General features: G+C 34.6%; 20 protein-coding genes. 9 read left to right on the top strand and 11 right to left on the bottom strand.

The window, feature by feature from the left end:
- Positions 1–426 precede the first annotated feature (426 nt).
- Positions 427–663, bottom strand: coding sequence for a hypothetical protein (locus tag AAHB12_RS18570; RefSeq protein WP_342046402.1), 237 nt, complete (start codon positions 661–663; stop codon positions 427–429).
- A gap of 62 nt (positions 664–725) precedes the next feature.
- On the bottom strand, positions 726–980 hold the full coding sequence (locus AAHB12_RS18565) for a hypothetical protein (protein WP_342046400.1): 255 nt from the start codon (positions 978–980) through the stop codon (positions 726–728).
- Positions 981–1396: 416 nt separating this feature from the next.
- Here AAHB12_RS18565 and AAHB12_RS18560 point away from each other — a divergent pair, with 416 nt between their 5' ends.
- Entirely contained in the window at positions 1397–1702 is a 306-nt protein-coding gene (locus AAHB12_RS18560) for a GNAT family N-acetyltransferase (RefSeq protein WP_342046399.1), read from the top strand.
- A gap of 418 nt (positions 1703–2120) precedes the next feature.
- Here the strand turns inward: AAHB12_RS18560 and AAHB12_RS18555 are convergent, their stop codons facing one another.
- The 3 genes from AAHB12_RS18555 to AAHB12_RS18545 all read right to left on the bottom strand — a co-directional run bounded on the left by AAHB12_RS18555 (position 2121) and on the right by AAHB12_RS18545 (position 5000).
- Positions 2121–3566, bottom strand: a complete 1446-nt coding sequence (locus tag AAHB12_RS18555) for a L,D-transpeptidase family protein (RefSeq protein WP_342046398.1) — start codon at positions 3564–3566, stop codon at positions 2121–2123.
- A 461-nt stretch (positions 3567–4027) separates the two neighbouring features.
- Complete coding sequence (locus tag AAHB12_RS18550) at positions 4028–4213, bottom strand: hypothetical protein (protein ID WP_342046396.1); 186 nt, start codon at positions 4211–4213, stop codon at positions 4028–4030.
- 643 nt (positions 4214–4856) lie between these two features.
- Positions 4857–5000, bottom strand: coding sequence for a hypothetical protein (locus tag AAHB12_RS18545; RefSeq protein ID WP_342046394.1), 144 nt, complete (start codon positions 4998–5000; stop codon positions 4857–4859).
- 342 nt (positions 5001–5342) lie between these two features.
- Here AAHB12_RS18545 and AAHB12_RS18540 point away from each other — a divergent pair, with 342 nt between their 5' ends.
- On the top strand, positions 5343–5480 hold the full coding sequence (locus AAHB12_RS18540) for a hypothetical protein (RefSeq protein ID WP_342046393.1): 138 nt from the start codon (positions 5343–5345) through the stop codon (positions 5478–5480).
- A 1386-nt stretch (positions 5481–6866) separates the two neighbouring features.
- Here AAHB12_RS18540 and AAHB12_RS18535 read toward each other — a convergent pair.
- Entirely contained in the window at positions 6867–7007 is a 141-nt protein-coding gene (locus tag AAHB12_RS18535) for a hypothetical protein (RefSeq protein ID WP_342046392.1), read from the bottom strand.
- Positions 7008–7341: 334 nt separating this feature from the next.
- On the opposite strand from AAHB12_RS18535, the gene AAHB12_RS18530 reads away from it, so the two are divergent.
- Positions 7342–7479: a hypothetical protein gene (locus tag AAHB12_RS18530; protein WP_342046390.1), complete on the top strand. Its 138-nt coding sequence runs from the start codon at positions 7342–7344 to the stop codon at positions 7477–7479.
- Positions 7480–7846: 367 nt separating this feature from the next.
- Here AAHB12_RS18530 and AAHB12_RS18525 read toward each other — a convergent pair whose 3' ends face one another.
- On the bottom strand, positions 7847–8038 hold the full coding sequence (locus AAHB12_RS18525; protein ID WP_342046389.1) for a hypothetical protein: 192 nt from the start codon (positions 8036–8038) through the stop codon (positions 7847–7849).
- A 1274-nt stretch (positions 8039–9312) separates the two neighbouring features.
- Between AAHB12_RS18525 and AAHB12_RS18520 the strand changes: the two genes are divergently transcribed.
- Both AAHB12_RS18520 and AAHB12_RS18510 read left to right on the top strand, forming a co-directional pair.
- Positions 9313–9450, top strand: a complete 138-nt coding sequence (locus AAHB12_RS18520; RefSeq protein ID WP_342046388.1) for a hypothetical protein — start codon at positions 9313–9315, stop codon at positions 9448–9450.
- A gap of 2414 nt (positions 9451–11864) precedes the next feature.
- Complete coding sequence (locus AAHB12_RS18510; protein ID WP_342046387.1) at positions 11865–12002, top strand: hypothetical protein; 138 nt, start codon at positions 11865–11867, stop codon at positions 12000–12002.
- Positions 12003–12317: 315 nt separating this feature from the next.
- On the opposite strand, the gene AAHB12_RS18505 is transcribed toward AAHB12_RS18510, so the two are convergent.
- The 3 genes from AAHB12_RS18505 to AAHB12_RS18495 form a co-directional block, all read right to left on the bottom strand.
- Positions 12318–12509 (bottom strand): hypothetical protein, encoded by a 192-nt coding sequence (locus AAHB12_RS18505; protein WP_342046386.1) that lies wholly within the window; start codon positions 12507–12509, stop codon positions 12318–12320.
- 475 nt (positions 12510–12984) lie between these two features.
- Positions 12985–14103: an oxygenase MpaB family protein gene (locus AAHB12_RS18500; RefSeq protein WP_342046385.1), complete on the bottom strand. Its 1119-nt coding sequence runs from the start codon at positions 14101–14103 to the stop codon at positions 12985–12987.
- A gap of 546 nt (positions 14104–14649) precedes the next feature.
- Positions 14650–15981: a glutamate synthase gene (locus tag AAHB12_RS18495; RefSeq protein ID WP_342046384.1), complete on the bottom strand. Its 1332-nt coding sequence runs from the start codon at positions 15979–15981 to the stop codon at positions 14650–14652.
- A gap of 450 nt (positions 15982–16431) precedes the next feature.
- Here AAHB12_RS18495 and AAHB12_RS18490 point away from each other — a divergent pair, with 450 nt between their 5' ends.
- Positions 16432–16569 carry a hypothetical protein gene (locus tag AAHB12_RS18490; protein ID WP_342046383.1) on the top strand — a complete coding sequence of 46 codons (138 nt, stop codon included), beginning with the start codon at positions 16432–16434 and terminating at the stop codon, positions 16567–16569.
- Positions 16570–17889: 1320 nt separating this feature from the next.
- Here the strand turns inward: AAHB12_RS18490 and AAHB12_RS18485 are convergent.
- A complete protein-coding gene (locus AAHB12_RS18485; RefSeq protein WP_342046381.1) occupies positions 17890–18264 on the bottom strand; it encodes a SemiSWEET family sugar transporter in 375 nt (124 codons plus the stop codon).
- A gap of 599 nt (positions 18265–18863) precedes the next feature.
- Between AAHB12_RS18485 and AAHB12_RS18480 the strand changes: the two genes are divergently transcribed.
- From AAHB12_RS18480 to AAHB12_RS18470, 3 genes are all read left to right on the top strand, one after another.
- Positions 18864–19943, top strand: a complete 1080-nt coding sequence (locus AAHB12_RS18480) for an LPD25 domain-containing protein (protein WP_342046379.1) — start codon at positions 18864–18866, stop codon at positions 19941–19943.
- 91 nt (positions 19944–20034) lie between these two features.
- Positions 20035–20994 carry a DUF3991 and TOPRIM domain-containing protein gene (locus tag AAHB12_RS18475; RefSeq protein WP_342046378.1) on the top strand — a complete coding sequence of 320 codons (960 nt, stop codon included), beginning with the start codon at positions 20035–20037 and terminating at the stop codon, positions 20992–20994.
- 427 nt (positions 20995–21421) lie between these two features.
- On the top strand, positions 21422–21721 hold the full coding sequence (locus AAHB12_RS18470) for an HU family DNA-binding protein (protein ID WP_410777389.1): 300 nt from the start codon (positions 21422–21424) through the stop codon (positions 21719–21721).
- The last annotated feature ends 41 nt before the right edge of the window (positions 21722–21762 follow it).

Below are 21762 nucleotides of genomic sequence, written 5' to 3'. Positions count from 1 at the left end.
GAACTTACGAAAATAGCAGAGCATTCACAGTAGGATAAGGATGGTTTAAAGCGTAACTACGAAGCACAGCTACAAGAACTAAAGAAGCATTATGAAAATGAAATAAAGCATCTTACCAATACGATAGAGCAACTGCAGAAGAAAAAAAATCAACCGATTGACTGGGTTTTACAGTACTATTGATCATCCCATAAATATGTGTAGAAAAAACAAAAAGTTTAGTGTTTATATTGTTATTAAAATTATCATTACCAACATTGTTAATATTAAAATTAATATAAAATTAACGTTGCATTTAAGATATTGTGCTTGGGAATCACACAAATCCGTATTGACTGGTCCAACGTAGTCCCTCGTTTGGCTCACCATATATCGTAGACTCAGACTAGATAACTAGGATTTTTCAAGCCCCCACTCCAAAACGTGTTAACGTTTAAGTGGTGGATAGTTGGCATGCCTGATAGCTTGTACAACCGAGCCTTCTGCAAAAACGTAGTATAGTTGTTTCCCCGACGGCAGCAGTACAGTCAACTCTGTGACGGAGAAATATATCACATCGGCTCCGGTTGGTAATACCGTTTGTGCTACCTTTTGTTTTGAGTTTGTGAATGAAGGGTACACTTTATGAATTTTATCCTTGATAATATGGTTTGAACCAGTCATGCGTGTTGTCCCCTTCCCTCACAAAAAGATATCCATTCTTACAGAAGATCAGAATTCTTATCTTATGAATTTGCAATTGTATCTCGTAATTCTTTCATGATTTTAAGCTCCTTTTCCGTTGAACCGAGTCTTTCCGTCCAATTTATGGTTGTCCCACTTGGGAGTACGGAAGAGTGCCCTTCTTCGAGGACAACTTGCTGAATGCCACCAATCACTGCTTCAAGACGTTCGATTTGCGCATCCAGAATGTACAAATATTTCTTCATAGTTTCGACTAATACACCCGATGACTCAATGATTTGTTCTGCATTATTCATTTTCCATCCTCCTTCATAATTCAAGAAAACTAGGCGACTCCAAATTTTAGAAACAATGCTCCTATTAACTCTGGGTATGACTACATGCAAGCGTAAGTGTGACTGATGTTTATCCTCACAACAAAACAACTCATCTCTTATCTCTATTCTTGTCTTAGATTCATAGATTTATACAAATCCGTTATATATTTTTGTATATGATAGAAAAACGAACAAAAAAGATTACTCTTTATATAGTAGGTACCTGTGGGATATTGGGGCTTGTTATTTACCTTATTCACTTAATGATTTGAATATGATAAATAACATGTTGTACAAGCTTTTAGGTCAACTTTCTGCTTTAAATTATCAATAAAATTACTGTGAATCGTTGAAGAGGAGATATAACATTAACAAAAATGAAAGTTTTAATCTAAATGATAGTATTAACATTAATATTAATACTTTTATTATTGCTAATTGTATTAAGCCTCATTTGCGCTCTGAGGAAAACTATATCGTCAGATGCTGATGAGCAAGCAGGTGTTGAGTTTTTAGTAGCTGAATTAGACGAGGAAGTGATAGGCAGTGTAGCCTTGCTCCCTGTGAAATCAGATGTCTACAAAAGGCTTGTTGATATGTTAGATTATCCTGAAATAAGAATGCTTGCAGTCAAGGCGGAGTTACGAGGAAAAGGTGTTGCTGAGGCATTAATAAAGGATGTATTCATCGAACAAAAGTAAAAGGTTTACAGTACGTTGACTAGCTTGTGATCAAGGTAAGTTGAAAAGGCGTAAATGAATGAGAAAAATTGTTGAAACCATCTAACTGAATCGAAGCATTTTGAGAAACGTTTAAGTCTTATTGTTGAGAGGGTATCCTAAGATTTTAGGATATTTTTTATATTATAGTTAACATTAACATTAACTAAGTTATTAATTATAACAATAATATAAATAAATGAGGATTTTTGTGGTGATTGAGTTTGAGCATATGATTGTTTTTACAAGCTGCACATGATGAATACGTATTACAGATGGGGATAAATAAAGAAGAAGGAAATCATTAATTAATAGATTTCCTTCTTCTGTTGTTTTTATTTAAATAGATGTTATTGAAACGTTCACTGACGTTATGGCTGCATACATAGACTGCCAATTCTTAATAAACGACAACCGGTTCATATGTGCTGAGATTGTCATACACTGACTTCGCAACACTAGGCGGGAGGTTGACACAACCGCCCGATCCTGCAGTAAGATAAGCAGTACTTGCCCAGTTTGTTCGCCAGCTGGCATCGTGGAACCCTTGTCCATCGTTCGTAAATGGAGCCCAATAATCTACTTTAACGGAATAATTCAAATGGCCTACTGAACTGCCTCTAAGTATGGATGGTGTGCGTTTATAAAGAACATACCACACTCCTGGTGATGTGTCTTCATGGGTGTTATGTCTGCCAGTAACCACATTAGTTGTTACTACCAATTGTCCATTTTTGTAAAGCCAAATACGCTGTTCCTGAATTGACACTTCAGCATACGTATCGCCAATGCCATTATTCGTTGTAGTTTCATAACCGTAACCTTCACCGTCCCAGCCTTCTCCGTAAATATTGGAAGCAGGAAGTGATTTCTCCCCTTTTTCAAGGGCTTCCATCATCCGTGTTGTTTCATTTTCAACATTTATTGCCCAGCCATAGCCTTGTCCTTTTACCGATATGACTGAACCTGAGTGGGTCGTAAATGTGAAGTTTTTATTTAATGTGGATTGAGAATTATTAATCTCATTAATCTTATTTTTAATATCGCCCGAGTCAATCGTAACCTTCATATCTTTTGAAACAGAGGCATTTTTAATTAAATCGCTGGCTTTTAAAGAATAAACTTTATCCTGTACCTGATAATCAATGGTTTGTTGAAGGAGTTCTTGTAGTTTTTTCTCTCCATTTTTTACAATCGGGTTGTCTTCTTTGATTGGTTGTATGTATACAGGGTTCAAGTGGATTTCACTATTATATTCCTGCTTCTCGTAGTCCTTTAATAGACTCGCAACATCATACTGCTGCCCATCAATACTTTTTGAGATTGTAAGTTTACCTTGCTCTATAATAGCCTGAGCATCTTGCGGCGCTTTTAAACTCTGGTTCATTAATAGGAGCTTTTCTTCCACTTGTTTTTTCAGTGTTTGGCTTCGAGACTGATCCAGTTTGCTTGGTGTTAATGAATAAATTTTTGCCTTTGAAGAAGGAAAAAATGTCTGCTGGCTTTTTAATAATTTTTTGACACCGGACAAATCTTCATCTGTAAATCCTATCTTCGTATCTTTTTCATCTAAAATTTGTTGTTGTCCAACATATACTACGTTTTTTAATTCAGATGTTTTTAATTTTTTTAGTGCTTGGTCAGCAGTCAGCCCGCCAACTTTTGTATCATTAATCTTGATATTTGTATTAAAGTGGTTTGCCTGATAGTAGCTGATTGCTGCAGATATGAGTGCCATAATAATGACTATACTTATTGTGATAAACTTCCAGCTTGTAAACCGTTTGAATGAGTTTATCTGCGGTTTATCAGCTTCTTCAACTAATTCGTTTACCGTATTTCCCATACATTTTCCCCCCGCATACCTGGTAACCTAACTATCAACGTTCCTGGACTTCAAATTTTTAGTTTTTAATCCAGAACTTTTCAATTATTTTACCTTTATATTTAAATCCTCACTATTATTCTACTTGATTCTAGGGAGTGAAATTTGTCATTATTTGTATATGAGTGAAATTTTCTATACTTATTTTGTACTGAAAACCAAACTTTGAAAAAAGGAGAATGTTGAGAAGGTATCCTAAGATTTTAGGATATTTTTTGTGTTATAACTAATATTAACAAATACATTAACATTAATTATAATGATATAAATAATTTTTTTGTAGTGATTGGGTTTTACATGATTGTTTTCAAGCTACACATGGTGAGTGCATAGCACAGGTAGTATAAATAAAGAAGAAGGAAATCAGTGATTAATAGATTTCCTTCTTCTTTATCTATATTTAATGAAAGTGGGCGTGTTTTCTAACTAAAGATTTGATTCTCCTCGATCAATTCCCCTTTCGATTTGTTCTTGCATTTCTTTCTCCGTGCTGTAGTAGGAATTGTTTCTTGTACCAGTGAAGTTAATACAGGAACTGGAGGAATAGTTGGAACTTGCACACCCGAAAGTATGAGTTCATCCTGGGCCATTTTCATCTTAATGGTCATAGAAGACATATCTCCTGTCCCATTAATGGTGGAATTATTGTAAAAGCGTATGGGCTGTCTGTTGAACAAAAGTAAGCAACACATTCCCTTTTTAAATCTTGGCGGATGAGGGCCCCCACATAGTAGAACATCCCCCATTAGTTGGTGAATTTTATTTGTTCAAAAGTAAACATAAACAACAAACTTTAATAGAATGAAAGGGATAATATTGGTGATAACACAATTATTAAATATAAAATTAATAATATTATTAAAATTGTTATTAACATTAAAATTAATAAATTTAATGCAATATAATTCCTCGTTCATACCCTATAGAAGTAATATAGCTACAAAAGTCATAGGGAGTATACATTTCTAGCTAGAAGATTCGACGTAGGGAGAAATTTTAGGAATAAGGTATAAGTGCAACTACGCCTCTGTCTTCGCCCAAAGGCAGGTCTCGCCAGTCGGCGAGTTTTCTTTATTATTAATATTAATTTAGATATTAATAATAACAAAAATGAAGGTAAAATAACCCAATTACTCTTTAGGTATCAGTGAAAGGATTCTCTAAGATATTAATCTTTCTTCTTCTGCCAACCCAGAACTATAGAAATGACGACTTTTAGATGAAAAAGATACAAAGGAGTCCGAATCAAGTTCATTGCCTTTTGCTTGGTACTGGATCCTTATACTCTCGATCAACTTCGAGAATGGTGACTTGTTGAAAATACGAAGACACAGCTTCTTTAGCAGCTAAATTTCCTGCAAAGCCTCTTCCAAGAACAATTGTCTTTTCCCACATAAATCTCCCTCCGATAATGTGCGACAGTCATTATCAAAAAATAAAAAGTCACCTTGTTCCTTGATTGTGTTCATGTTCTTGTTCTTCACTGCTGTTTCTATTGTAATAGGCATAACAAAAAAACTCCAAAATTGATAAATTAGACATTTTTAGGTAGAATGCCCTATCCTCAAGAAAAAATATAATTAATATTAGCACTAATATAAATATTAACTTTAAAGTTGTTATTCCCATGGATAATTCTTTTTTTGTTTGTAGAAGAAAAATAAGAATAGGTGAATAATAAGAGTGATGTTGGACCAAACTATATGATAGTGAATCATATACAGGGAGGGATTTGATATGACGAGAAAAATAGTATCTTCCGTCGGTCTCGTGATGGGTCTAGCCTTACTTTCCTTTTTAGCGTTCTCTTTTATTAGCCTAGTTAAGTTTACGGAACTGCTTGTGAATTTGTTTATGACTTTGACTACTTTGTGACTGTAATAATTTGAAGAGATGAAAAGGAGTAAATGAACGTGAAAAGTTGTTAAGGAACTGGGCCGAAGCATTTTGAAGAACGTTTAAGCTTTATCATATAGAATTAACATGACCAAGGAGAATGCTGAGAGGATATCCTAAGACTTTTAGGATGTTTTTGGTATTATAATTATTATTAACTATGAAATTAATATTAATTATAATACTATGAATAAATGGTGGTTGAGTTTAAGTATAATAAATCTAGAAGAAGGAAAGCAGTAATTAATAGATTTCCTTCCTCCGTTGTTTTTATTTGATGAAAGAGGGGGGGTTCTCTAACTAAGGATTTAATTCTCCACGATCAATAACCTTTCTTTATAGATTTGTTCTTGCACTTCTCTCTCCGGTAGCGCCGTAGTAGGGCTTGTTTCTTGTACCAGTGCAGTTGATACAGGGGCTGAAGTAATAGTTGGAACTTACACACCCGAAAGTATGAGTTCATCCTGGACCATTTTCATCTTAATGGTCATAGAAGACATATCTCCTGTCCCATTAATGATGGAATTATTGTAAAAGCGTATAGGCTGTCTGTTGAACAAAAGTAAGCAATACATTCCCTTTTTAAATCTGTGATTTGGTGGGTGAGGGTCCCCGCATAGTAGAACATCCACCATTAGTTGGTGAATTTTATTTGTTCAAAAGTAAACAACAAACTTTAATAGAAAAAAAGGATAATGTTGGTAATGACACAATTATTAAATGTAAAATTAATAATATTATTAAAATTGTTATTAACATTAAAATTAATAAATTTAATGCAATATAATTCCTCGTTCATACCCTATAGAAGTAATATAGATACAAAAGTCACGGGGAGTATACATTTCTAGCTAGAAGATTCGACGTAGGGAGAAATTTTAGGAATAAGGTATAAGTGCAACTACGCCTCTGTCTTCTCCCAAAGGCAGGGCTCGCCAGTCGGCGGATTTTCTTTATTATATAGTTATTATTAACGTTAATTATGATATTAATAATAATACAGGTAAAATAACCTAATTCCTCTTTAGGTATCATTGAAAGGATAATATCTATCACCCAAACAGATGGTGAACGAGCAACATAGGGAATTATGAGAAGGTGTTTCAGATTAATCGAAATGAACCTTATCATAAATAACGGAAAAATTTTTTGCCGCGACTGCTTCTAAGTACAAAAAGGGTTTGGTGGAGGAATAAGTAGACTGAATCTAAGAAAAGTAAAGCGATTATCAAGGTGGAAAGTCTGCTCAAAAGTTATATAGGAGAAAGGATTCTCTAAGATATTAATCTTTCTTCTTCTGCCAACCCAGAACTATAGACATGACGACTTTTAGATGAAAAAGATACAAAGGAATCCGAATCGAGTTCATTCCCTTTTGCTTGGTACCGGGTCTTTATACTCTCGATCAATTTCGAGAATGGTGGCTTGTTGAAAATACGAAGACAAAGCTTCAGCAGCTAAATTTCCTGCAAAGCCTCCTCCAATAACAATTGTCTTTTCCCACATAAATCTCCCTCCGATAATGTGCGACAATCATTATCAAAAAAATAAAAAATCACCTTGTTCCTTGATTGTGTTCATGTTCTTCACTGCTGTTTCTATTGTAATAGGCATAACAAAAAAACTCCAAAATTGATAAATTAGATATTTTTAGGCAGACTGTCGTATCCCTAAGAAAGATATAATTAATATTAGCACTAATATAAATATTAACTTTAAAGTTGCTATTCTCATGGATAACTCTTTTTTATCTGTAGAAGAAAAAAAGAATAGGTGAATAATAGGAATGATGTTGGGTCAAACTATATGATAGTTAATCAAATAGGGGGAGGGATTTGATATGACGAGAAAAATAGTATCTTCTGTCGGTCTCGTGATGGGTCTAGCGTTGCTTTCCTTTTTAGCGTTCTCCTTTATTAGCCTAGTTAAATTTACGGAAATGCTTGTGAATTTGTTTATGACTTTAACTACTCTGTGACTGCAATAATTTGGAGAGATGAAAAGGAGTAAATGAACGTGAAAAGTTCTTAAGAAACTGGGACGAAGTATTTTGAAGAACGTTTAAGTTTTATTATATAGAGTTAACAAAACCAAAGAGAATGTTGAGAGATATCCTAAGACCTTTAGGATATTTTTTGTATTATAACTAATATTAACTAATATATTAACATTAATTATAATGGTATAAGTGAGATTTTTTGTAGTGATTGAGTTTTACATGACTGTTTTTCGAGCTACACATGATGAGTGCAACAGGTAGTATAAATAAAGAAGAAGGAAAGCAGTAATTAATAGATTTCCTTCTTCCATTGTTTTTATTTGATGAAAGAGGAGGTATTCTCTAACTAAAGATTTGATTCTCCACGATCAATACCCCTTTTTTTATGGATTTGTTCTTGCACCTCTCTCTCTGGTAGCGCTGTAGTAGGGCTTGTTTCTTGTACCAGTGCAGTTGATACAGGGGCTGAAGTAATAGTTGGAACTTGCACACCCGAAAGTATGAGTTCATCCTGGGCCATTTTCATCTTAATGGTCATAGAAGACATATCTCCTGTTCTATTGATGATGGAATTATTGTAAAAGCGTATAGGCTGTCTGTTGAACAAAAGTAAGCAACACATTCTCTTTTTAAATCTGTGATTTGGCGGGTTAGAGTCCCCGCATAGTAGAACATCCACCATTAGTTGGTGAATTTTATTTGTACAAAAGTAAACAACAAACTTTAATAGAAAAAAGGATAGTATTGGTGATAACACAATTATTAAATATAAAATTAATAATATTATTAAAATTGTTATTAACATTAAAGTTAATAAATTGAATGCAATATAATATAATTCTCTGTTCATACCATGTAGAAGTAATATAGATACAAAAGTCACAGGGAGTATAAATTTCTAGCTAGAAGATTCGACGTAGGGAGAAATTTTAGGAATAAGGTATAAGTGCGACTACGCCTCTGTCTTCGCCCAAAGGCAGGTCTCGCCAGTCGGCGAGTTTTCTTTATTATATAGTCATTATTAACATTAATTATGATATTAATAATAATCATAATACAGGTAAAATAACCTAATTCTTCTTTAGGTATCATTGAAAGGAAAATATCTATCAACCAAACAGATGGTGAACGAGCAACATAGGGGAATTATGATAAGGTGTTTCAGATTAATCGGAATGAACCGTACCATAAGTAAATGAGGTTTTTGCGAAAAAAGTAACAGCACCCTCGACGCTTACACCGTCAAATAACGATTTCAGCAGTACAAATGTAAGCGCGATGACAGCACAATCTTCTGTATGAACTACTTTACTTTCGTTTCAGCTAGCCCCAGGGAACTCATTAGCTGTAAACGTCACGGCGTCCAGTTCTACATTGGGTCTTACGATTACCTCCGCCGCCAATATCAGCTGGTGGGAAGCCTGAAAAGAAGTTAATATAGATGAGGTAAGACAATCATTTATTTCTAAGAAGATGGGTGTCTCTTATTATCGATTTACTAACCAACATTATATGCATTCCTTCAAGAGGCCCAGCCTTTTTTTAAAAACTGGTTTTCCGCTGCTTCTACTGTAATAGGCATAACAAAAAAACTCCAAAATTGATAAATTAGCCTTTTTTTAGGTAGACTGTCCTATCCCTAAGAAAAGATATAATTAATGTTATTATTAATATAAATGTTAATTTTAGAGTTGTTATTCTCATGGATAATTCTTTTTTGTCTGTAGAAAAAAAAATAAGAATAGGTGAATAATAGGGGTGATGTTGGAACAAACTAGATGATAGTGAATCATATACAGGGAGGGATTTGATATGACGAAAAAAATAGTATCTTCTGTCGGTCTCGTGATGGGTCTAGCATTACTTTCCTTTTTAGCGTTCTCTTTTATTAGCCTAGTTAAGTTTACGGAAATGGTTTTGAATTTGTTTATGACTTTGACTACTCTGTGACTGCAATAATTTGGAGAGATGAAAAGGAGTAAATGAGCGTGAAGAGTTGTTAAAAAACTGGGACGAAGTATTTTGAAGAACGTTTAAGTTTTATTATATAGAGTTAATATAACCAAAGAGAATGTTGAGAGGATATCCTAAGATTTTTAGGATATTTTTTGTATTATAACTAATATTAACTAATATATTAACATTAATTATAATGATATAAATGAGTTTTTTTGTAGTGATTAAGTTTTTAAGTTCATGATTGTTTTTCAAGCTACACAGGGTGAGTGTATAGCACAGGTAGTATAAATAAGGAAGAAGGAAATCAGTGATTAATAGATTTCCTTCTTCCGTTGTTTTTATTTAATGAAAGTGGGTGTGTTTTCTAACTAAAGATTTGATTCTCCTCGATCAATAACCCTTTCTTTATAGGTTCGTTCGTGCTCTTGTCTCTGTTCTTGCATTTCTTGCTCCGGTAGTGTTGTAGTAGGACTTGTTTCTTGTACCAGTGCAGTTGATACAGGAACTGGAGTAATAGTTGGAACTTGTATGTATACCCGAAAGTATGAGTTCACCCTGGGCCATTTTCATCTTAATGGTCATAGAGGATATATTTCCTGTCCCATTAATGACGGAATTATTGTAAAAGCGTATAGGCTATCTGTTGAACAAAAGTAAGCAACGTATTCCCTTTTTAAATCTGTGATTTAGCGGGTGAGGGTCACCGCATAGTAAAGCATCCACCATTAGTTGGTGAATTTTATTTGTTCAAAAGTAAACAACAAACTTTAATAGAGCAAAAGGGATAATATTGGTGTTAACACAATTGTTAAATATAAAATTAATAATCTCATTAAAATTATTATTAATATTAAAATTAATGAATTGGATGCAATATACTTCCCTGTTTATACCAATAAAAGTAATATGGATACAAAGGCTACAGGGAGCTATATGGTGGCTCTAACTTATATGGATTTTTGCAGTTCATTCAGTCGTAAGTTCTCAAACTATTTTTCTTAATAGGTCATCTACTTTTATTGAATAATCTTCAGTAACACAAGGCATTCTGCTATAATCGTTGATCGTGACAAAAGTTTACAACAAAATGCGCTTTCTTATCATAAGCCTCAAATTCGTATCCCTGTTCTTTTCATTGCTAGATAATCAGGGGTACTGCTTGAACAAATTGAGAATGAATATCGTGAAGCAGGATTACTATAAGGGAGTTAAGATAACCAAGGAGAATATTGAGAGGGTATCCTAAGATTTTAGGATATTTCTTTACACTTTAAGAAAGTATAAATTTTTAGCTAGAAGACAATTCGACGTAGTGAGAAATTTTAGGAATACAGTATAAGTGCAACTACGCCTCTGTCTTTGTTCAAAGGCAGGACTCGCCAGTCGGCGAATTTTCTTTATCATATAGTTATTATTAACATTAATTATGATGTTAATAATAACTATAATACAAATAAAATAACCTAATTTCTCTTTAGGTATCATGGAAAGGATAATATCTATCACCCAAACAGATGGTGAACGAGTAACATAGGGAATTATGATAAGGTGTTTCAGATTAATCGTAATGAGCTTTATCATAAATAACAGTGAGATTTTTTGCCACGACTGCTTCTAAGTACAAAAAGGTTTGGTGGGGGAGTGAGCGGACTGAATCTAAGAAAAGCAAAGGGATTATCAAGGTGGAAAGTCTGCTCAAAAGTTATATAGGAGAAAGGATTCTCTAAGATATTAATCGTTCTTCTTCTACCAACCAAAAACTATAGGAATGACCACTTTTGGATGAAAAAGATACAAAGGAAAGGAGTCCGAATCGTTCATTACTCTAGCCTTTAATAATACACGGGGTTGATAGCTTGGAGAACCTTTTTTCTCGGTACTGGATCTGTATACTCTCGATTAACTTCGAGAATGTTGACTTGTTGAAAATACGAAGAAAAAGCTTTAGCAGCTAGTTTTCCTGCAAAACCCCCTCCAATAACAATTGTCTTTTCTCACATAAACCTTCCTCCGATTTTATTTTTTATTAAGGAAATGTGCAACAGTCATTATCAAAAAATAAAAAACACCTTGTTCCTTGATGGTGTTCATATTCTTGTTCTCTACTGCTGTTGCTACTGTAATAGGCATAACAACAACCCTCTAAAATTGATAAATTAGCCTTTCTTAGATAGACTGTCCTATCCCTAAGAAAAGATATAATTAATATTAGCACTAATATAAATATTAATAAAAATGAATAGTTATCATTAATATCAGTGTAAACATAAATATTAATTTCGAAGTTGTTATTCTCATGGATAATTCTTTTTTGTCTGTAGAAGAAAAAATAAGAATAGGTGAATAATAGGAGTGATGTTAGACCAAATATATGATAGTGAATCATATACAGGGAGGGATTTGATATGACGAGAAAAATAGTATCTTCTGTCGTTCCCGTGATGGGTCTAGCCTTACTTTCCTTTTTAGCGTTCTCTTTTATTAGCCTAGTTAAGTTTACGGAAATGCTTGTGAATTTGTTTATGACTTTGACTACTTTGTGACTGTAATAATTTGGAGAGATGAAAAGGAATAAATGAACGTGAAAAGTTGTTAGGGAACTGGGCCGAAGCATTGTGAAGAACGTTTAAGTTTTATCATATAGAGTTAACATAACCAAAGAGAATGTTGAGAGGATATCCTAAGACTTTTAGGATATTTTTTTGTATTATAATTAATATTAATTATAATACTATTAATAAATGAGTTTTTTGTGGTGATTGAGTTTAAGTATAATAAATCGGGAAGAAGGAAATCAGTAATTAATAGATTTCCTTCTTCCGTTGTTTTTATTTAATGAAAGTGGGGGTGTTTTCTAACTAAAGATTTGATTCTCCTCGATCAATAACCCTTTCTTTATGGGGTTGTTCTTGCATTTCTTTCTCCGGTAGTACTGTAGTAGGATTTGTTTCTTGTACTAGTGCAGCTGATACAGGAACCGGAGTAATAGGTGGAACTTGCATACCCGAAAGCATGAGTTCATCTTGGACCATTTTTACATTAATGGTCATAGAAGGCATATCTCCTGTCCCATTAATGACGGAATTATTGTGAAAGCGTACAGGCTATCTGTTGAACAAAAGTAAGCAACGCAATCCCTTTTTAAACCTGTGATTTGGCGGGTGAGGGTCACCGCATAGTAAACAATCTACCATTAGTTGGTGAATTTTATTTGTTCAAAAGTAAACAACAAACTTTAATAGAATAAAAGGGATAATATTGATATTAACATAATTGTTAAATATAAAATTAATAATATCATTAAAATTATTATTAATATTAAAATTAATAAATTGGATACAATATACTTCCTCGTTCATATCAATAGAAGTAATATAGATACAAAAGTTACAGAGAGCTATAAGGTGACTCTACCTATGTGGATTTTTGCGATTCATTCGGTTGTAATTTCTCAAACTATTTTTCTTAATAATCCTTGGGGAAATAAGGGATTATGTAATCACATAATCCCGATATATTTTATTATTACACTATTTTTCCCTCAATTCCCCAAACTCTCCGCAGTTCGGTTGGTATGAGAAAGGGTGTATATTCATAATCGGTCATGGCAAGTGATTGGCGCTTAATTAAGGCTAACCCAAGCCGATTGACCATACTTCCAAAAAAGCCCGTATAATCTGAATCAATAAGAAAACCCATTAGCTCTTTGTATTTCATAAGGTTTTGCCAATTGGAGTGCGGAACTTCCATCCAGTCTGCTATTTCGTCCCCTACAGTTTCTCGAATTAGGGCAGGGATTATGTTGTCAAACACCTGACCGGGAATGAGGCCTGCATGAAACTCAAGTAGAGCACGGGTCATCTGAATTCCTTCAGGGGACGGTCCATGATGTCTTTTTTTAATCATTTTCTCCAACTGAATTGCTTCTTCCATGGTTTCTGGGATAATATCCTTCCGAACTCCCAGCATGATTCCGACGATTCTCCAAAAGTACAGGTAATCCTCCGCCTGTTTTTCTGTTACTTTCATACCTAAATGACGAAGTCCAGCTATGATGACAATGGAAAAGGTTAATAGGGTACCAAGCAGATCCTCCTGACAGATGGGGATGCCATTTTCTTTTTCATCCCATCTGCCAGTCTTTTGAACCAAATGCCGAATGGCTGAATGCATTAAACGGACTTTTTGAATGGCTTTGATTCCTTGTCCCCCGGGTTCAAGTCCGCCTGGCGCCATAACATGAAGAACAAATTGCCCCGTTTCCGCTATCCTGCGGTATGCGTTTTGACCTAAACGGTAACTGAATGTAAGGACCTTCACACCTTTACGTGCTGCGTAACAATTCACAAGTGAGGATGTTGATAATAAGAAGGTGATGGCAATGCCGTGTTCCTGAAATAAATCAGTTGCATTTCTTATTCTCGCCAAGTCCACGTCTTCTGGGCAATGAGCTGTATTCCTGAGCCAAAATTCTATAGTATCAGGTAGCTCTTGCGGATACTCTTGGTCATTGTACATTAATTGCTTCAACAAATCGTTTACGGAGCCAACTTGACTGTTCTTGAACAGTTCTTCAATTATTCGGTCCAGTACTGGATCGCCTTCCATCCGTAACTTCTCCAAAAACTCGTCTGTATATAACATCTCTTTCCCCCTTTTACTATTCCCTGGTAGATTAAAAGACTTGAAACATTATATATATATTCCTAATAATATAAAAATATTTTGATTGATAACTAAGTGGTGTAGACCTTAATGGCCTTTAATACAATTTCATTTCATTACGGGCTTCAACCATTTTCAATAAATCAATATGTTTCTTCTGAAGTGAAATGGCCTATATTCTTTAATTCGTAGTGATGAGGATTTCCCCTTTTCAGTTCTTTATTAATTTCTTCTATTGAAATTTTCATACCATCCCCCACGAAAATTCCCAATAACGATTTTCTTAATTTTACTAAAATGCCTTTACTAATAAAATCACGATTGTTCAAGTTTTATACGAACTGCTGATTAAACAGGTGCAGTGAACCTTATCATAAATAACAGTGAAAGTTTTTGCCGCCACTGCTTCTAAGTACAAAAAGGTTTGGCGGGGGAACGAGCAGACTGAATCTAAGAAAAGCAAAGCGATTATCAAGGTGGAAAGTCTGCTCAAAAGTTATATAGGAGAAAGGATTCTCTAAGATATTAATCTTTCTTCTTCTGCCAACCAAAAACTATAGGAATGACCACTTTTGGATGAAAAAGATACAAAGGAGTCCGAATCAAGTTCATTACCCTAGCAAGTGTAATGTATACATATGGATCGTGAGCGGAAGCTTGATATAATCTCTTTGTATACCAATGTTTAAGCGGGAGTAGAAAGGAATTTTTACCTTTTATTTTAGGGTGGCGAAATGCTTCTGTTATCGCCATATCCCACGGAGTTGCTATCAGTTTTGCGACTTTTTTATGAAAACGGCGAGTGAATTCTATGTCAAGACGTTTAGATTGTTGAAGGCATGATTGTAACTCTAATGCTTCCATTGCTGCAACAGATATCCCCTGGCCAAAAAGTGGATCAAAACGACAATGGGCATCTCCAATAATTAAGAAGCCCTCTGGAATTTGCTTTGCCAGATCAAAGCGTCTCCTTACCTGATAAGGGATTCTATGTATTTTTATGTCTGAAATGGGTTCTGCATGATTAAGAAAATTAACCAAGTCAGGAACAGGTAAACTTTGGGCATAAGCAAAAAATTCTTCATTTGTTTGAGGTGCATACTCATTTACGTAACCACTTACAGTAAATGAGAATCGATCTTCTTCAATGGTTTGGATATATGCCCCCTTAGGGTTTTCAGGGAAGCTTGGTGAGATAAGGAGATTTGTCCAGTCCAGCCGTTCTTGGTGTTTTAGACGATATAATCTAGTTGCATAAAATAATTGAATCCACACCTTCTCCTCTTTAACCTCTACACCAAATGTTTTTAACCAGTCGATACTCTTTGAACCAAATCCACTTGCATCGACTACCAAATCTGCATAAAGCTCTTCTTCTATACCTGTTTTGATCGATTTTACTCGCACACCTAGGACCTTATTTTCTTTGCGATTAACGATTAATTGCTTCGTCATTGTTTCATATCTGGTGGTAATATTCGATACCTGGTCAATTCGTTTCCGTAAATGCCACTCAAGCAATGGACGACTTTGCTGCACCATGTTAAGATCTCCTGTGAATCGATCTTTCCAGAAGCCAAAATGATGCCATTTCAAATCCCTAGTAAAATTAGAACCTATACTCCCATTTTCCATCAATTCAACCGTGAATTGTGGCAATAATTTCTCGATTGCTTCTTCTCCACTTTTTAATAATACATGGGGTTGATAGCTCTGGGGAACCCTTTTTCTCGGTACTGGATCTTTATACTCTCGATCAGCTTCGAGAATGTTGACTTGTTGAAAATACGAAGACAAAGCTTTAGCAGCTAACTTTCCTGCAAAACCTCCTCCAATAACAATTGCCTTTTCCCACATAAATCTTCCTCCGACTTTGGTTTTTATTAGTATAGGTATGGAATAATTTCTGTTCAATATAATCATATTTTATTAGGGGAATATGTAACAGTCATTATCAAAAAATAAAAAAACATCTTGTTCCTTGATTGTGTCCATGTTCTCCGCTGCTGTTTCTACTGTAATAGGCATAACAAAAACCCTTTAAAATTGATAAATTAGCCTTTTTTAGGTAGACTGTCCTATCCCTAAGAAAGGATATATTTAATATTAATGTTAATATAAATATTAAATAACATAAATAGTTATTATTAATATCAGTATAAACATAAATGTTAATTTTGAAGTTGTTATTCTTATGGGTAATTCTTTTTCTTTGTCTGTAGAAGAAAAAATAAGAATAAGTGAGTAATAGAAGTGATGTTGGGCCAAACTACATGATAGTTAATCACATAAGGGGAGGAATTTGATATGACGAGAAAAGTAGTATCTTCTGTCGGTCTCGTGATGGGTCTAGCATTACTTTCCTTTTTAGCGTTCTCTTTTATTAGCTTAGTTAAGTTTACAGAAATGCTTTTGAATTTGTTTATGACTTTGACTACTTTGTGACTGCAATAATTTGGAGAGGTAAACGTGTAAATGAATGTGAAAAGTTGTTAAAAAACTGGGACGAAGCATTTTGAAGAACGTTTAAGTTTTATTATACAGGGTTAACATAACCAAGGAAAATGTTGAGAGGATATCCTAAGATTTTTAGGATGTTTTTTGTGGTGATTGAGTTTAAGTATAATAAATCAGGAAGAAGGAAATCAGTAATTAATAGATTTCCTTCTTCCGTTGTTTTATTTGATGAAAGTGGAGGTGTTCTCTAACTAAAGATTTGATTCTCCTCGATCACTAACGCTTTCTTTCATATCCTGCTGATTATTGCTATGAGCATGTGTAAAAGAATAAATTTGGTATAAGTATTTGTATTTTAACCATTACTAATATTAATATTAAAATTAATACATAAATGATATTAATTTTAATAAAGCAGCTACGGTTGTGATAAAAAGGGGGATACGGAAGCTGTGATGTGGGAACTAGCAAACTATGTTGTTGTACTCCCTCTTGTATAGATAATGATAGCTGCAGCATCTAAAGCTGCAGAAAGCCTGCTATAAAATCCTGAAGATAAACAGTTGTATAATTTCTTTAAACCTCTTCGAACTCCTTATCTTCTATTTCTTACTCGCAAATATACTTCGCGTCTTGTACTTGAGTGTCACTTCACTTCTTCAAGAGAAGGTTCTACAGGTTTATAATGCAAGCTAAATTGATTGAAACGCAATAGGGTGTAACATGAGGTAAAGTCCAGTGATTTGTTAAAAATATTTATCCAGTCACACAGTAAAAATATTGATATTAACATAACAATTAATATTAGAAATAATAGTAATAATAATATAGTTAATAATGTTATCGATACTTTTAATGTCTATATTATCTAATATATATTTAGTAGGAAAAATACCATAAAGCTTGCTACTATAGCTGGGGAATACATTTAATTCCTAAGACCATCCTTAGAGCAGAACGGTCCCCTATCATCCACATTCCTGACGGTGTTTCAGAATATTTATTTTTTCTTAAAATAAAGCTTCTCGGATTAGATGTATCTGAACAAAAGGCATGTGAATGGGGAAATTCTTGAAAGAAATACTGGAGAATAGTCAAAAGTCCAATTCTACAAAGGACCTTCACAAACTCTCGTTGGGAGATGTTAAGGTTGAAAAACCTTTATAGGAGATATTCACAACTACGCTAGACATATATGGAACCGTACGCACGACGGTGTGAGAGGTCGGGGGTTAGTCGATCCCTCCTACTCGATTATAAGGATACAAAAAGCTGAGTTTCATTCCAAGAGAAAGTCAGCTTACGTATTCAACGATATTTAAGTTTCAATGTAAGGATAGTGACAGCAAAAGAAAATGTAATTAAATTGGCAAAAAATACTGGGAGGTCCTTTGTATAAAAACCATATAATAGCCACAGAAATACACCGGCAGTAAACATACCATACATAAGTAGAGATATTCCTTCTGTATTTTTTTCTTTTATTGTTTTAATGGTTTGCGGTAAAAAAGAAAATGTAGTTAAGAATGCTGCAGTAACTCCGAGTATCGTAAAAAAACCCATAGATTTTCCCCCCAACTTGATTCTGTAATAATTTTTTCCCTGTATAGTGGACGTTATTGTCATAAATTTTATATATGACTGTACTTGAGCAAAAACACTTACAAAAATTTGCCAATCCATAAAAAGTTCCTCTTGGTGGATGATACGACTTGCGAGAAAACCAAGCCCTCGTCACGGGTACAACAAACCTACTACACAGTATTTTTTCACAATTATCACCCTCGCAGTAAAAACAATTGCCTATGTTTTAATAATACGGCAAGTCCCCACTTAAAAACATAACGTGAATTATCTGTTTATTGTCCTTATTTGCAAATTAAGGTTGTAGGAGTTATATCGGATTGTAGAAGTAATTTCTTATTCTATAATTTTTATAATAACGCATATTGTTATCAATATTATTACTATTACTATTACTATTACTATTACTATTACTATTATTATTATTTTTATTATTGTCATTGTTGTTATTATTATTAATACTAAAATTAATAATAGAATTATAACGTGTTATTTATATGATTTAAGTGACATAAGAAAAGGAACTACGATAAGTATAACCATATGTCTAATGATAACAAGGGGCTGGTTCCAAAGTACTTAAATGATCAAAATTAAAGGAATTAATATGAAATAGACCATTAATGAAATCCTTATTTTTCACAGGATTTCATTAATGGTCTATTTTTCTAGGATAACCCAAAATAAAGCACTATTCCTTGCGGTACCTTACATCGTGGACACAAGAAAAAGAATTTAAGGATAAAACACAACTTCTCAAGGAAGTTCACGAAACAGCCGTAGAGTTCATCAGTACGATTGAAGAGGAAGTTCAAAAACAGCAAGAAATCACGCATGAGAATCGTCAGGAAAAGGAAGAGAAACAGGTGGAGGAGCGGAGCATTTTATTTGTAACGTTTCAAATGGCAAGTGTGGAATATGAATTCATATCAATTGCTGATCTAAGACAAAAGGTGACGGACGATGCCGCTTATCCATATCGTTTTTCAAACAGGGAAAACGTATCAAAGTTGAGTGATGAAGCATTTCTAGCCCAATTTAATACAGAAAATAAAGAACGCTTTGCAGCCATTGATGAGAATGATCTGGATCGTCCGTCTGTCCTCATCCAATGGTCCGAAAACGGGAATTTAAAACAGAATACTATCATTCCGTTTGGTGAAGCAAATGAGCAAATGGCCGCGATTGCAAAAGAACAGCTGAATGAATTGGGATATCAAAAGACAAGGTATCATTTGCTGATTCCTAAATCCTTAGACCCTGACTTTGCAAAGGCCGAAATCATCGCTATGGATCGGCTTGATTTAGGAGATGGCGAGTATACATCACCGTATGAACAAATCATTGCTGAAAAACCTCACTTACCTGAGGCTGTTAAAGCTGCCTTGAAAAAAGAAATGGAGGAAGCTAGGCAACATTCAGTGGAGAAAGAAGCGAGTCTGGTCGTACATCAGCCGGGGCAACTTTCCAAGATAGAGGTGGATTTAGCCCAGAAGTATGAGACATTCTTGTCTTTAAAAGCGGCTGAAGACATCCATCAAGTGGAGACAATTATTAATCGAGCAGTAGCAGAAGAACGTTACTTTGCTACGAAGATCACGGTAATTGAGAATGGACTGATTGCTGAGGACACCGTTCAAAAAATTGAAAAGAACAAGGAAGAAAAGTGGAAAGGGGAGCAAGTACAACAAGTACAGCTGGAAAGAGAAGCACAACCACGGCGGGGAAGTTATAAGCTATCTTGTGGAAATCGTAAAGAACAAGAAATGGAACGCTAATGAAAGGGGAATGCTTTCATGAAATTCCTAACTTCTGACAAACCATCCCAAGTGCAGGCATACGTAAGTATACGAGAGAAAGGGAAGCGTCATGACGGTTAATCGCGTCAACGCAGGTGAGATGATGAGAGCAAAACAAGTAGATTTGCTGTCGTATCTGGAAGCCAAGGGGGAAAAGTTCAAAAAGGAAGGGAATTATTATCGCCATATGGAACATGATAGCCTTATCATCCGAGATAATATGTATGCCTGGAACAGCAAGGGCTTGAAAGGACATGGTGCTATCAACTTTGCTAAGGACTTCTACGGACTATCATTTGTAGAAGCTGTCCGAGAATTGAGTTCCGGGAATTATCCAACCATCAATAGGGAAAAGCAACAGGAAGTAAAGCAAACTCAGGAGTTTCAATATCCTGAGTTTCTCGAGGTGAAGGATCATACAACCATCAAAAGATATTTAGTTCATGAGAGGAAGATAGATTCTCGTATTGTTGATTGGTTGATTCGTAAAGACTTGATTGCACAAGATCAGAAAAACAATGTCGTGTTTAAGTGGAGAGAAAACGGTGGTAAAGGACAAATTGTGGGTGCGGAGCGTCAGGGAACCGTCAAAATAGCCAATAAAAGAGGATCATTTAAACAGATTCTCTCCAACAGTAAAAAGCATGTTGGATTTACAGTTGATATCGGAAGGCCTAATAAAATTTACTATTTTGAGAGTCCAGTAGATCTCTTGTCGTATTGGAGTATTAAGAAAGAAAGACTTACAAATGCGCGACTTGTAAGCATGAATGGTCTAAAAGACAAAACTGTCTTACAGTCGTATATGGAAGCAAAGAAGCAAGGTCATGCGATTAAACAGGTTATATTAGCTGTCGACAACGATCTTGCTGGAAAAGAGTTTGTGGGAAGGCTCAAGAAAGTGATTAATCCGAAAATGTTTGACACTGATCTTCCGGCTCATGAAAAGGATTGGAACGATGAGCTAAAAGGATCACAAGCGAAGAAATCTATGAAAGTGAAGCAGCATGCAGTGGAACAAAATATTTGAATGGACGAAGGGCTGTCAGATGATGGCCCCTACTTCATAATAGAGGATTGATCAATGCTATAAATAGTGGATATATTAAAATTATTATTAATATTAGCGTTAATAATCTATAAATCATTTCAAGGGCATTCGTCACATGGCTATACAACGGATCATTAACAAAGTTTTTGGAGGCTGCTATCAGGTTGGACAAGTTGCACCTGCTATTCTGCTGATACTGGAACAGATCCATCAAAATTAGAGAAAACAGGAATATCTATCAAATTTTGATGAAGCAGTCCCCCTACTTCAATCGTGTGAAGGCATATCCTAATGATAAGTAAGGGGTTAACTTCGATTTTGCGAAGCAAAAGTATTTTCTTTTTTCCATATTTATGCTATTCTAGTTTTAGAACATAAGTTCTTTTTTATGATAGACAAAAACTTAATGGAGGAATCGCAAATGAACAAAACAGATCTTATTAACAGTGTAGCTGAGAAAGCTGAATTAACAAAAAAAGATGCAACTCAAGCGGTAGATGCAGTATTTGATACTATTCTTAATGCATTAAAGGCTGGGGAAACAGTTCAGCTAATTGGATTCGGCAACTTTGAAGTACGTGAACGTGCAGCTCGTAAAGGCCGCAACCCTCAAACAGGAGAAGAGATTGAAATTGCAGCAAGTAAAGTACCAGCATTTAAACCAGGTAAGGCACTTAAAGAAGCGGTTAATCCAGTATTAGTCTAATCAACAGAAAAGAGTCCTGTTTTTGAAACAGGGCTCTTTTA

It is taken from the genome of Bacillus sp. OTU530, assembly GCF_038440375.1.
The sequence above is the reverse complement of the archived record's forward strand: the minus strand, read 5'-3'. Positions and strand labels throughout refer to the sequence as shown.